At 72.9% G+C, this 12,441-nt stretch carries 14 protein-coding genes; 10 read left to right on the forward strand and 4 right to left on the reverse strand.

Translation table 11 applies throughout. The features are described 5' to 3' along the window. Positions 1-4: 4 nt before the first annotated feature. Together ACFWVP_RS30895 and ACFWVP_RS30900 are read left to right on the forward strand one after the other, a co-directional pair. Complete coding sequence (locus ACFWVP_RS30895; protein WP_384501279.1) at positions 5-1,135, forward strand: alpha/beta hydrolase; 1,131 nt, start codon at positions 5-7, stop codon at positions 1,133-1,135. A gap of 185 nt (positions 1,136-1,320) precedes the next feature. Beyond that, entirely contained in the window at positions 1,321-2,631 is a 1,311-nt protein-coding gene (locus ACFWVP_RS30900) for a hypothetical protein (protein WP_384501325.1), read from the forward strand. A gap of 30 nt (positions 2,632-2,661) precedes the next feature. On the opposite strand, the gene ACFWVP_RS30905 is transcribed toward ACFWVP_RS30900, so the two are convergent. Continuing rightward, on the reverse strand, positions 2,662-3,072 hold the full coding sequence (locus ACFWVP_RS30905; protein WP_384501280.1) for a VOC family protein: 411 nt from the start codon (positions 3,070-3,072) through the stop codon (positions 2,662-2,664). A 403-nt stretch (positions 3,073-3,475) separates the two neighbouring features. Between ACFWVP_RS30905 and ACFWVP_RS30910 the strand changes: the two genes are divergently transcribed. From ACFWVP_RS30910 to ACFWVP_RS30920, 3 genes are all read left to right on the forward strand, one after another. Then, complete coding sequence (locus tag ACFWVP_RS30910; protein WP_384501281.1) at positions 3,476-5,074, forward strand: ABC-F family ATP-binding cassette domain-containing protein; 1,599 nt, start codon at positions 3,476-3,478, stop codon at positions 5,072-5,074. Between the two features lie 359 nt (positions 5,075-5,433). Further along, on the forward strand, positions 5,434-5,655 hold the full coding sequence (locus tag ACFWVP_RS30915; protein ID WP_006123601.1) for a helix-turn-helix domain-containing protein: 222 nt from the start codon (positions 5,434-5,436) through the stop codon (positions 5,653-5,655). Between the two features lie 160 nt (positions 5,656-5,815). Further along, positions 5,816-6,607 (forward strand): enoyl-CoA hydratase/isomerase family protein, encoded by a 792-nt coding sequence (locus tag ACFWVP_RS30920; RefSeq protein ID WP_384501282.1) that lies wholly within the window; start codon positions 5,816-5,818, stop codon positions 6,605-6,607. 21 nt (positions 6,608-6,628) lie between these two features. Here ACFWVP_RS30920 and ACFWVP_RS30925 read toward each other — a convergent pair whose 3' ends face one another. After that, entirely contained in the window at positions 6,629-7,363 is a 735-nt protein-coding gene (locus ACFWVP_RS30925; protein WP_384501283.1) for a hypothetical protein, read from the reverse strand. A 104-nt stretch (positions 7,364-7,467) separates the two neighbouring features. On the opposite strand from ACFWVP_RS30925, the gene ACFWVP_RS30930 reads away from it, so the two are divergent. The 5 genes from ACFWVP_RS30930 to amaP are packed head-to-tail and all read left to right on the forward strand — an operon-like array spanning position 7,468 to position 9,802. Then, the gene (locus ACFWVP_RS30930) at positions 7,468-7,962 is read left to right on the forward strand and encodes an Asp23/Gls24 family envelope stress response protein (protein WP_384501284.1); all 495 of its coding nucleotides are present in this window, start codon (positions 7,468-7,470) and stop codon (positions 7,960-7,962) included. Between the two features lie 31 nt (positions 7,963-7,993). Further along, positions 7,994-8,185 carry a hypothetical protein gene (locus ACFWVP_RS30935; protein ID WP_384501285.1) on the forward strand — a complete coding sequence of 64 codons (192 nt, stop codon included), beginning with the start codon at positions 7,994-7,996 and terminating at the stop codon, positions 8,183-8,185. Continuing rightward, a complete protein-coding gene (locus tag ACFWVP_RS30940; protein ID WP_384501286.1) occupies positions 8,182-8,535 on the forward strand; it encodes an Asp23/Gls24 family envelope stress response protein in 354 nt (117 codons plus the stop codon). Before ACFWVP_RS30935 ends, ACFWVP_RS30940 begins: the two co-directional genes overlap by 4 nt. Beyond that, positions 8,532-9,218 (forward strand): DUF6286 domain-containing protein, encoded by a 687-nt coding sequence (locus tag ACFWVP_RS30945; RefSeq protein ID WP_384501287.1) that lies wholly within the window; start codon positions 8,532-8,534, stop codon positions 9,216-9,218. Before ACFWVP_RS30940 ends, ACFWVP_RS30945 begins: the two co-directional genes overlap by 4 nt. Positions 9,219-9,223: 5 nt before the next feature. Then, complete coding sequence (gene amaP, locus ACFWVP_RS30950; RefSeq protein WP_384501288.1) at positions 9,224-9,802, forward strand: alkaline shock response membrane anchor protein AmaP; 579 nt, start codon at positions 9,224-9,226, stop codon at positions 9,800-9,802. A gap of 24 nt (positions 9,803-9,826) precedes the next feature. Here amaP and ACFWVP_RS30955 read toward each other — a convergent pair whose 3' ends face one another. Next, positions 9,827-10,582, reverse strand: coding sequence for an SDR family oxidoreductase (locus ACFWVP_RS30955; protein ID WP_384501289.1), 756 nt, complete (start codon positions 10,580-10,582; stop codon positions 9,827-9,829). A gap of 4 nt (positions 10,583-10,586) precedes the next feature. Continuing rightward, on the reverse strand, positions 10,587-12,380 hold the full coding sequence (locus ACFWVP_RS30960) for a glycoside hydrolase family 15 protein (RefSeq protein WP_384501290.1): 1,794 nt from the start codon (positions 12,378-12,380) through the stop codon (positions 10,587-10,589). Between the last annotated feature and the right edge of the window lie 61 nt (positions 12,381-12,441).

Below are 12,441 nucleotides of genomic sequence, written 5' to 3' on the forward strand. Positions count from 1 at the left end.
AGCCGTGCGCCCGGCAACAGCGACGGCAGCAGCCGTCACCACGATCCTCGGCGTCGGAGCGGCAGCGGTCGCGGCCGGCCGGTACGCCAGCGACGCCGCCCTCGGCGCCCCGTCGCCCCGCCCCCTCCCCGGAGACCGCAGACTCACCGTGCACGCCACGGCGGCCGGGCAGATCACCCTGACCCGCTCCTTCGCCGCCCTGCGCCCCGGCACGTACGGACTGACCGGCCGCGGCGTCCACGCCGTCGTCGGCCCGCCGACCGGACAGGCGTCGGACGGCTCCGCCGACACCGTCGTACGGAGACTGGAACGCGTCGACCGCGGCAGCCTGGTGCGGGGCACCAAGGTCCGCATGACTCCGCAGATCCACACCGGCGACCCGCTCGACGCCCTCGGCCTGGCCTACAAGGAGGTCGAGATCCCCGGCGAGCTGGGCTTCCTGCCCGCCTGGTTCGTGCCCGGTGCCCGCGACACCTGGGTGATCACCGTGCACGGCCTCGGCACCAGCAGGGAACACCCGCTGAACGTCATGGGCTTCCTGCACGAGCAGCAGCTCCCCGTGCTCGACCTCGCCTACCGCGGTGACGCCGGCGCCCCCCGCTCCCCGGACGGCCTCGGCCACCTCGGCGAGTCCGAATGGCGCGACCTCGACGCGGCCATCCGCCACGCCGTGCGTTACGGGGCCGAGAACGTCATCGTCCACGGCTGGTCCACCGGTGCCTCGATGGCCCTGCACGCCGCGGTCAACTCCGCCCTCCGGGACCGCATCAGGGGCCTCGTCCTGGACTCCCCGGTCCTGGACTGGGAAACCACACTCCGTGCCCTGGCCCGCGCCCACGGCGTCCCCGCCGCGCTGCTGCCCCTCGCCGTCCGGGCCGCCCAGGGCCGGACGGGGCTGCACGGCGCGCCACTGCTGGACACCTCGCTGCCGAGGGCCCTGCGCACCCCGACCCTGATCGTCCACGGCCCCGACGACACCCTGGCCCCCTGGCAGCCGTCCCTGGAACTCGCCGAGCTCCGCCCCGACCTGGTCACACTGCACTCCGTACCGCAGGCTCCGCATGCGGCGATGTGGAATGCAGATCCGGCCGGCTACGAAGAGGCCCTCAGGCGCTTCCTCACGCCCCTGATGTGAGGTGATGGGACGGATCGGCCCGGTTGGTGACCGGCCCGGGAACCCTGCCCGGCCCTCTGCGGCCGGCTTCCGTTTGGGCTTTCGGGCCGTCAGGGGCAAGACTGCTCCTCGTGACGTCCCGTACCCCGCGCGACTCCAGGCTGCGACTTGTCCGCCCGCGACCCCTTGCCACCGCCCGCAAGGCCGTGACCACCCGGCGCACCAGGCCGGCCCCCCGCCCACCCGAGGGCACACCGCCCCCGGCGGAACTGGCCCGCCAGGCCAGGGTCGTGCTGGCCGACGCCGTGCGGATCGCCCACTGGGCCGCCGACGGCGCGAGCCCGGGTGCCGCCCCGCTCGCCACCCAGGCCCTCGAACGCGCCGCGGCGGCGCTCGACGCGACTCCGGCCCAGATCCAGGCCGGCTGGGACCGCGCCCGGCTCGCCGGACTCATCGAACTCCACGGCGACACCGCGCGCCCCGGCTGGCGGCTGCGCGCCTGGGACCGCGACGACTCCGCCGTGCTCCGCGGCTGGGTGGCGCTCTTCGACGCCTGGTCGCTCGTCCACGCGGCGCCCGAAGGCATCGAGGCCGCCGCGGTCGCCGAAGCCGTCGAGGCCGTACCCCAGGTGCTGTCCCTCCTGCAGCTCTCGGCGGGACCCGTCACCGTGCCCGCCCTCCTCGACCTCCTCGGCCAGCGCGTCGCGGAACTCCGCGAGGAGCGCTGCGAGGTGCCCTACGGGCCGGAGCAGCGCACCGAACCCGGCCCCGGCCCGGCCGCCGGACAGCCCGCCGACCTGAACGCGCTGCTGCTCGACTGGGCCCTGGAAGGCCTCGCGGCCGTCGGCGCCCTCACCCTCGGCGCCGGACAGGCCACCCTCACCCCCCTCGGCAACTGGGCGGTCTGGGTCAAGCTGGAGCAGATCTGCGTCGCCGCCCAGAGCCCGGCCGGCAACATCGAACAGGCCGCGGCCGACATGCTGCTCGGCTGCGCGCGGCTCACCCCGGGCCCCGCCCGCGCCGAGTACCGCGCCTGGCTCGCCGCCCGGACCGTCGGCAGCGCCGTGGCCGAACTGCTCGCCGTCGCCCGCGGTGAGGACGCCCTGCTGCGCGGCCTCGCCTTCGAGGCGCTACGCGTCGTCGGCGCCCCCGCCGAACCCGTGGTGCGCTCCGTCGCCACCGAGCCACAGCTGCGCCCGTACGCCCTGCTCTGGCTCGCCGAGTACGAGGGCGCCGACCCGGACGACGCCCAGGACGTCCTCAGCCGTGAGGAAGCCACCTGGCTCTGGGTCGACACCGCGGCGGCCGTGGCCGATCACGGTGAGACGGGGCTGCTGGTCCGCCACCTCGACTCCGCCGTCCAGGGCACCGTCCCCGCGCTGCTCGACGAGGTCAGGGCCATCGGCCACCCGCGCACCGTCCAGGTGCTGGTCGCCCTGGCCGCCGCCCACCCGGACCCGGCCCTCGCCAAGGCCGTGCGCCGCGCGGCCTTCCAGGTGCACACCGGCGGCGTGTAGCCGCCGGACGCGGCACTCCGGGGGGCGCGGTCAGGCCGCGGCCCCCGGGGCGTACGTCCCGAAGCTCCAGACGTTGCCCTCCGCGTCGCGGGCCATGTAGTCGCGCGAGCCGTAGTCCTGGTCGGTGGGCGGCATCAGGATCTCCACCCCGTGCTCGACCGCCCGCGCGTGGTGGGCGTCCACGTCGTCCACGACCACGTAGACCCCCGAGGGCCCCGCGCCCGCCATCGCCTCGGCGAACACACCCCCGCCCCCCTTGGAACCCAGCATCACCCTGCCGCTGCCGCAGGACAGCTCGGCATGGAGCACGCTGCCGTCGTCGCCCGCGTACACCGCTTCCTCGGTGAACCCCAAGGCCCGGGTCGGGACCTCGATCGCGGCCTTCGCGTCGTCGTACAGGAGCGTCGGAAAGATCGTCGGTGCACCACCCGCGCCGGCCATCGCCCACACCCTCTTCCTGAGTCGTCCGTGGATCCGTGGTGATCTGCGTCTCAGTCTTCCACCGGGCACCGGCAGCGCGCGCCCGTGCGGGTCCCGGATCGGCGAACGTGTCGCGGCGGCTCGGACCACCGGTCGTCGCCGACCGCTGGGCTGCGGCTGCCGCCGCCGCAGGGCCGTCCCGGGTGTCCGCCTCCATGGACTCGGCCGGGTATCGATCAGTTCGATGTGGTATGCCCTTTCGTGTGACGTACCGCGGTGACGCGGTCACGGACCGGAGCACGCGGAAAAGCAGGTGGACACCGCCAGTAGAATGAGCCCCATGGCAATTCTCCTTGTGCATTAGACGGCGTCGAGTCGTGACCCGTAAGTCCCTCCGCCGTCCATACCGCCCTGGAGTTTTTCCGTGATCACCGCTTCCGGTATCGAGCTGCGCGCCGGTGCCCGCATCCTCATCGAGTCCGCCTCCTTCCGTATCGCCAAGGGTGACCGCATCGGTCTCGTCGGCCGCAACGGCGCCGGCAAGACCACCCTCACCAAGTGCCTCGCGGGCGAGGGGACCCCGGCCGGCGGCACCATCACGCGCGGTGGCGAGGTCGGCTACCTCCCGCAGGACCCGCGCACCGGCGACCTCGAGGTCCTGGCCCGCGACCGCATCCTCTCCGCCCGCGGCCTCGACGAGATCCTGCGCAAGATGCGGGAGAACGAGGAGCGGATGGCGAACGGCAAGGGCGCCACCCGTGAGAAGGCCATGAAGCGCTACGAGCGCCTGGAGACGGAGTTCCTCACCAAGGGCGGATACGCCGCCGAGGCCGAGGCCGCCACCATCGCCGCCGCGCTGAGCCTGCCCGACCGGGTGCTCGGCCAGCCGCTGCACACGCTCTCCGGTGGTCAGCGCCGTCGTGTCGAGCTCGCGCGCATCCTGTTCTCGGACGCCGACACCCTGCTCCTCGACGAACCCACCAACCACCTGGACGCCGACTCCATCGTCTGGCTGCGCGACTACCTCAAGAGCTACCGCGGCGGCTTCGTCGTGATCTCCCACGACGTCGAGCTCGTCGAGACCGTGGTCAACAAGGTGTTCTACCTCGACGCCAACCGGGCCCAGATCGACGTCTACAACATGGGCTGGAAGCTCTACCAGCAGCAGCGCGAGGCCGACGAGAAGCGCCGCAAGCGCGAGCGTCAGAACGCCGAGAAGAAGGCCGCGACCCTCAACGCCCAGGCCGACAAGATGCGCGCCAAGGCGACCAAGACCGTCGCCGCCCAGAACATGGCCAAGCGCGCCGACCGGCTGCTCTCGGGCCTGGAGGCCGTCCGGGTCTCGGACAAGGTCGCCAAGCTGCGCTTCCCGGACCCCTCCCCGTGCGGCAAGACCCCGCTCATGGCGGAGGGCCTGTCCAAGTCCTACGGTTCGCTCGAGATCTTCACCGACGTGGACCTGGCCATCGACAAGGGCTCCCGGGTCGTCATCCTCGGCCTCAACGGCGCCGGCAAGACGACCCTGCTGCGCCTCCTCGGCGGTGCCGAGAAGGCCGACACCGGCGAGATCATCCAGGGTCACGGCCTCAAGCTCGGCTACTACGCGCAGGAGCACGAGACGCTCGACCCGGAGCGCACGGTCCTGGAGAACATGCGCTCCGCGGCGCCCGACCTCGACCTCGTCGCGGTCCGCAAGACGCTCGGCTCGTTCCTGTTCTCCGGTGACGACGTCGACAAGCCGGCCGGAGTGCTCTCCGGTGGTGAGAAGACCAGGCTCGCCCTGGCGACCCTGGTCGTGTCGTCCGCCAACGTGCTCCTGCTGGACGAGCCGACGAACAACCTGGACCCGGCCAGCCGCGAGGAGATCCTCGGGGCCCTGCGGACGTACAAGGGCGCGGTCGTCCTCGTCACCCACGACGAGGGCGCGGTCGAGGCCCTTCAGCCGGAGCGGATCATCCTGCTGCCCGACGGGGTCGAGGACCTCTGGGGTGCCGACTACCGCGACCTGGTCGCCCTCGCCTGATCCCCGCCCGGGGCGTCCCGCGCCTCCCCGGCGCCCGGTGATCCACCGCGTATGGATCATTCGGCCCATCGGTGATCCATCATCTGGGTGAGCGGGTCTCGTACCCCGGCGCGGCGCCCGGCGGACGGCTGCCATTCGCACACGTCCGGGGCCCTCATCCCTCTACGGCCCTGACCTGGCGGTTTTTCCGGGAGCCCGCCCCGGATGTCTCCGAGAGCTCACGGAATCTCGCACTCCGGTTGTGCCGGGCCGCTCCAGGGCGCCGAAACCGGTCGTACGGACCTTGCCGAATGGGTGGCCAGGAAGCCGGGTAGGGGTGATCATGAGAGTCCAGAGCGCACTTCCTTGAGGAGGCACGGGTGGCCGAGACTCTGAAGAAGGGCAGCCGGGTAACCGGCGCCGCGCGCGACAAGCTCGCGGCAGACCTGAAGAAGAAATACGACTCCGGTGCGAGTATCCGGGCGCTGGCCGAGGAAACCGGCCGTTCCTACGGGTTCGTCCACCGGATGCTCAGCGAGTCCGGAGTCACGCTGCGGGGACGCGGCGGAGCGACTCGAGGCAAGAAGGCCGCTTCGGCCTGACGGCGGGCAGCGGTCCGGGACGGGTGTGCGTACGCCCGTCCCCGGGGCTCACCGGAACACCGGGTGGCCACCCGGCCGACCATGAGGTCGTCCGGGTGGTTACTGTTCAGTTCAGTTACTTGCCAGTAAGTGCTGACTGCACCCGATCCGGAGGCGTCCCATGACCTCGCTCGACTCTGTGCTCGACAAGGACGGCGTACGGCTCACCGTCGAAGACGCGGTTGCCACGGTGACACTCACCAACCCGGCCAAGCGCAACGCTCAGTCTCCCGCTCTGTGGCGGGCGTTGGCGGAGGCCGGACGGGCACTGCCCGGCAACGTGCGGGTCGTCGTGCTGCGCGGCGAGGGCAAGTCCTTCTCCGCGGGCCTCGACCGGCAGGCGTTCACCCCTGAGGGGTTCGACGGTGAGCCGTCCTTCCTCGACATGGCGCGCGGCCCGGAGTCCGAGCTCGACGCGACCATCGCCGAGTACCAGGAGGCTTTCACCTGGTGGCGCCGCAACGACATCGTGTCGATCGCCGTCGTCCAGGGGCACGCGATCGGGGCCGGCTTCCAGCTCGCCCTCGCCTGCGATCTGCGGATCGCCGCCGAGGACGTGCAGTTCGCCATGCGTGAGACCAGCCTCGGGCTCGTCCCCGACCTGACGGGCACCCACCCCCTGGTGAGCCTCGTCGGCTACGCCCGTGCGCTGGAGATCTGCGCCACCGGCCGCTTCGTGCACGCGGAGGAGGCCGAGCGCACCGGCCTCGCCAACCTCGTCGTCCCCGCCGACCAGCTCGACGGGGCGGCCCATGACCTGGCAGCGGCCCTGCTCGCCGCCCCGCGCGACGCGGTCGTCGAGACCAAGGCGCTGCTCGGCGGCGCCACCTCCCGTACGTACGAGGAGCAGCGCACCGCCGAACGTGCCGCGCAGGGCCGCAGGCTGCGCGACCTCGCCGGCGTCACGGACTGACCGGCGGGCCGGCCCTGCCCCTCACACGGGGGCAGGGCCGGCCCGGTCGACGACGGCCGTGGACACCTGATCCACGACGGCCGTGACCAGCACGGCCACCGTCGGGCCGCCGTCCACCGCGCCGGTCACCGCCTTCCGCACGGCCTGTGCCACATCGAGCGCCCGGTGGTCCCCGGCCGTCGCCAGCTCCACCCGGACGTGCCCGGCGCCGGACTGCACCGCGTTGCCCAGGACCCGCGTCAGCGAGACGACCCCGGGCACCGCGGCGGCCGTCGTCCCGGCGACGCCGTCCGGCCTGGCCTCACGCACCTCGGCAGGGGATCGTCCGACACGCCCGGGCTCCTCGTCGAGTAGTGCCGTCACCCGGAGGTCGACCTCGTCGACCACCAGTCCGAGGCGTTCGGCCGCCGCCGTCAGCAGCGCGGAGCGCAGCGCGTCCGCGGTGGCGGGCAGGGGCCGCCGGGCCGTCGCGGAGAATCCCGCCTCGATCCGCAGGGGACCCGGCGGCAGAGCGCTGGGCGGGCCCGGCACCACCGGATCCGGGGCACCGTCCGCGTAGGCCGGGGCGATCCTGAGCGTCCCCAGCACCGCGCCGGAGCCCACCGCGGCGTCCCGCAGCGCCTCCGCCGCCGCCCGTTCCGCGATCCAGGAGCCGTCCGCGGCGCCGCCCAAAGGGAGCAATCGGCCGAGGCCGAGCCGCTGGCGTACCGCGGCGGTCCATCCGTCGGCCCGGTCCGGGCTGTCAGCCTTTGTCATCACCCCAGCCTGCCGCATCCACGGCGCGGGACGGGGCAAGCGCACCTAATGTGGGCACCGGAAGTTCAGCTAGTCCAACCCTGCCCACGAAGGGAAGAGCGGCGATGAGCGAGACCCCGGAGCGGTACCGGCCCGACAGCGCGAGCAGTGCGTCAGGCGGGGAGGACGGCAGGAAGAGCCCGCTCGCCAAGCGCGGCGGGGGAGACCCCGCCACCCGCGGCCGTACCACCATCGCCGACGGCGTGGTCGAGAAGATCGCCGGAATGGCGGCGCGCGACGTCGTCGGCGTCCACGCCATGGGCAGTGGCTTCTCCCGTACCTTCGGCGCGGTACGCGATCGTGTCCCCGGCGGCGGCAAGTCCGTGACCCGCGGCGTCAAGGCGGAGGTCGGCGAATCGCAGACCGCCCTCGACCTGGAGATCGTCGTCGACTACGGCGTGTCGATCAGCGACGTGGCACGCGACGTGCGTGAGAACGTCATCGCGGCGGTCGAGCGGATGACCGGCCTCGAAGTCGTCGAGGTCAACATCGCCGTCAGCGACGTCAAGCTGCCCGACGAGGACGACGACGAGCCGGAGCCCGAGCCGCGTCTCCAGTAGGCCTCCCACCCGAGGAAGTTGAGGAGCAACAATGAGCATGGCTGTGGTCGGCCTGATGGCCGGCATGGCGCTCGGTTTCGCCGGATACTTCGGCGGCTTCGGGGCCTTTCTGCTGGTGGCCGCGCTGGGCGCGGTCGGCTTCGTCGCCGGCCGCTTCCTGGACGGGGACCTGGAACCCGGCGACTTCTTCCGGAGTCGCGAGCGCGGCGGCCGGCGCCGGTGACGGCGGTGACGGGCCGGGGCGCCCCCGCGGAGCGCGGGGAGACCCGGATCGCCGACCGGGTCGTCGCGAAGATCGCCGCGCAGGCGGCGAAGGAGGCGGTCGCCGAGCGGCCCGAGGCGGGTGCCGCACCGCGCGCCACGGTCACCGTGCACCGGGACACCGCCCGGGTCAGGGTCAGCCTGGAGCTCGGCTACCCCTGTGACATCGGCCGCCGGTGCCGGGCGGTGCGTCGGCGTGTCGCCGAACGGGTAGAAGCACTGGCGGGGATGGAGGTGCCCGAAGTGGCGGTGCGGGTCGAGCGGTTGCACCCCACGGGAGCCGGCGCCGCACCCGAGGGGAGCATCCGATGAGCGAGCCCCACGACCAGCCGGACAGCACGCGGCGCCTGCCCACGGTCGAGTCCGTGCCGGCCGGCGGCGCACGCACGATGGACCAGTCCGCGTCGGGCTCGTCGTACGAGCCCGTTCCCGTGCCCGACCGCCCCGGCGGCCGGGCGGGCCGCTTCTGGTCCCAGCGCCGGATCCCCGCCGCCCTGGTGGCCCTGGTGGTCCTCGGTGGCGCCGGACTCCTGCTCTACGACGTGGCCGCCGTCCGGGCCGACCACCCGGCCATGCGGTGGCGGCGCTCACTGGCAGACGACCTGGCGAGCCGTCATCTCGACGACGTCTGGGTGCTCGCGGGCTCCGCCGCGGCGGCGGCCCTCGGCCTCTGGCTCCTCTTCCTGGCCCTCACCCCCGGGCTGCGGGCGCTGCTGCCGATGCGCCGCGACCACGCCGGTGTCCGGGCCGGACTCGACCGGAACGCCGCAGCCCTGGTCCTGCGCGACCGGGCCGTGAAGGTGCCCGGTGTGCAGTCCGTACGGGTGAGGACGAGCCGCCGCAAGGCGACCGTGCGGGCCGTCTCGCACTTCCGTGAACTCGACGACGTCCGGGCGGACCTGGACACCGTGCTGGGCGCCGGTATCAAAGAGCTGGGACTGGCGAAGCCGCCCCGGCTGTCCGTGTACGTCCGCCGTCCGGCGAAGAAGGGGTGAGCCGCGTGATGGGAACCGTCAACCGGGTACTGCTCGGTCTGGCAGGGCTGATCCTCCTCGTCGTCGGCGGTGCCGTCCTCGCGACGGGGCTCGGCCTCTCCGTACCCTCCTGGTGGCCCTTCGACGGCAAGGACGACGTGCTGCTCAGCCGGTCCGACCGGTCCCGGTGGCGGGACGAGGGCTGGTGGTGGCCCGCCGTCATCGCGGTCCTGGCCGTCCTGGTCGTCCTCGCGCTGTGGTGGCTCCTCGCCCAGCTGCGCCGCGCGCGTCTGGCCGAGGTGCTCGTCGACAGCGGTGACGGCGAAGGCGCGCTGCTGCGGGGCAGGGCCCTGGAGAGCGTCCTCGGGAGTGAGGCCGCGACCCTGGACGGGGTGTCCGAGGCCAAGGTGAGACTGACCGGCCGGCGCACCGCCCCGCAGGCCCGGATCCGGCTGTTGATGGAGCCGCACGCCGCCCCGGAACAGGCACTGCGGGGTCTCACCGACGAGGCGCTTGCTCATGCGCGGACCTCGGCGGGCCTGGACGAACTGCCCGCCGAGGTCAGGCTCAGGGCGGTCAAGCACCGTGCGGAGCGGGTGAGCTGACGACCCGCCCGCGCGGGAGCGTCCTCAGAAGCCGTGCCGGGCGCCGCCGTCGACCGGCACCATGATGCCCGTCAGGTAGGAGGCGGCGGGGGAGAGCAGGAAGGCCGAGGTCTTCCCGAACTCCTCCGGCGTGCCGTAGCGGCGCAGCGGGATGCGCGCCTCGTTCGCCGTACGGGACGCCTCCGCGTCCCCGGAGAGCGCGTCGAGCTCGCGCACCCGGTCGGTGTCGATGCGGGACGGCAGGACGCCGACCACGCGGATGCCGCGCGGTCCCAGCTCGTCGGCGAGGGACTTGGCGAAGCCGGCGAGGCCGGGGCGCAGTCCGTTGGAGACGGTCAGTCCGGCGATCGGCTCATGCACCGAACCGGACAGCACGAAGCCGATGACACCGCCGTCGCCCAGCGCGGCGGCCGCCGTACGGGCCAGACGCACGGCGCCGAGGAAGACCGACTCGAAGGCGGACCGCCACTGCTCGTCCGTGTTGTCGGCCACGAAACCGGGGGCGGGGCCGCCCACGCTGATGAGGATGCCGTCCAGCCTGCCGAAGCGTTCCTTCGCGGTGTCCACCAGACGCTGTGCGGCCGCCGGGTCCGCGTTGTCGGCGACGAGACCGACCGCGTCCGGGCCCAGCTCGGCCGCCGCGGCCGTGACCCCCTTCTCGTCCCGGCCGGAAATGATCACCTTCGCGCCGTCCGCGGCGAGTGCGCGCGCGGTGGCGTTGCCCAGGCCACGGGTCGCTCCGGTGACGACGTACACGCGGTCCCTCAGTCCAAGATCCATGGCCCTATCCTGCCGCGTCCTCCCCGGCGAGGTCGACCGCGCTGTTCACCAGCCCGATGTGGCTGAACGCCTGCGGGAAGTTGCCGAGCTGGCGCCTGGCCACCGTGTCGTACTCCTCGGCCAGCAGCCCCACGTCGTTGCGCAGTTCCAGCAGCCGCTCGAAGAGCTCCTCCGCCTCCTCCTCACGGCCGGTCCGAAGCAGCGCGTCGACCAGCCAGAACGAGCAGGCGATGAACGCCCCCTCGTCGCCGGGCAGACCGTCCACGGACACGCCCTCGGTGCTGTAACGGCGGATCAGCCCGTCACGGGCGAGCCCGGTGCGTACCGCGTCGACCGTGCCGGTGACCCTCGGGTCGTCCGGCGGCAGGAAGCCGGTCCGCACGATGAGCAGCGTCGAGGCGTCCAGCTCCTGGGACCCGTAGTACTGGGTGAAGGTGTTGCGGACGGGGTCGTAGCCCTTCTCGCAGACCTCCGCGTGCACGGCGTCCCGCATCGCCCGCCAGCGGTCGGCGTCGCCGGGCAGCTCGGGGTCCTCCTCCAGGCTGCGCACCGCACGGTCGGCCGCGACCCAGGCCATGATCTTGGAGTGGACGAAGTGGCGGCGCTGCCCGCGGATCTCCCACAGCCCCTCGTCCGGCTCGCGCCAGGTGGACTCCAGGAAGCCGAGCAGGCTGAGCTGCAGGTTCCAGGCGTGCGGCTTGTTGCCGAGCCCCGCCTGGCGGGCCACCCTGAGCGAGTCGATGACCTCGCCGTACACGTCGAGCTGACGCTGGCGCACCGCCGCGTTGCCCGTGCGGACCGGCCGGGACTGCTCGTAGCCGCTCAGCCACGGCAGTTCCGTCTCGGGGAGCCTGCGCTCGCCCGCGAGCCCGTACATGATCTGCAGGTCCGCCGGGTCGCCCGCGACGGCCCGCAGCAGCCAGTCCCGCCAGGCCGCCGCCTCCTCCAGATAGCCGGCCGAGATCATGGCACCGAGCGTGAGGGTGGAGTCCCGCAGCCAGCAGTAGCGGTAGTCCCAGTTCCGTACGCCCCCGATCTCCTCCGGCAGCGATGTCGTCGGGGCCGCGACGATGCCACCGGTGGGCGCGTACGTGAGCGCCTTCAGGGTGATCAGGGACCGGAGCACGGCTTCCCGGTGCCTGCCCGTGTACGTGCACGTGGCCGACCACTCGGCCCAGTCGTCCAGCGTGTGCCCGAGCGCCTCGTACGGGTCGATCAGCTGCGGGCGCGGGGAGTGGGAGGGGTGCCAGGTCAGGACGAACGCGACCTTCTCGCCCTCGGTGACCGTGAAGGAGGAGCAGGTGCTGAACTGCTGGCCCCACGTCTTGACCGGCGGTTCGCTGCGCAGCCAGACCGAGTCGGGGCCCGCGACGGCCACCCGGTGGCCGTGGGAGCGGCGCATCCACGGCACCACGGAGCCGAAGTCGAAGCGCAGCCGCAGGACGGAGCTCATGTCGACGCTGCCGCTGACGCCCTCGATGATCCGCATGACGTCGGGCGCCTTGTCGCGCTGCGGCATGAAGTCGATGACCTTGACCGTCCCGGTCCGGGTCTCCCAGAAGGTCTCCAGGACCAGGGAGTCGTCCACGTAGGCGCGCCGGGTGCAGGTGTCCGTGGTGTCCGTACCCTGGGGGGCGATCCGCCAGTGGCCGTTGTCCTCGTCGCCGAGCAGTGCGGCGAAACAGGCGCCCGAGTCGAAGCGGGGCAGGCACAACCAGTCGACAGAACCGTTCCTGCCGACCAGCGCGGCGGTCTGCAGATCACCGATGAGGGCGTAGTCCTCGATACGTGGGGTCACGCTCTGGCGTCTTCCCGTACCGGGGCCCCGCTAAGCAGCGAGAACCGGTACAACACGCCGG

Source organism: Streptomyces sp. NPDC058637, assembly GCF_042717325.1.
Lineage (GTDB): Bacteria > Actinomycetota > Actinomycetes > Streptomycetales > Streptomycetaceae > Streptomyces.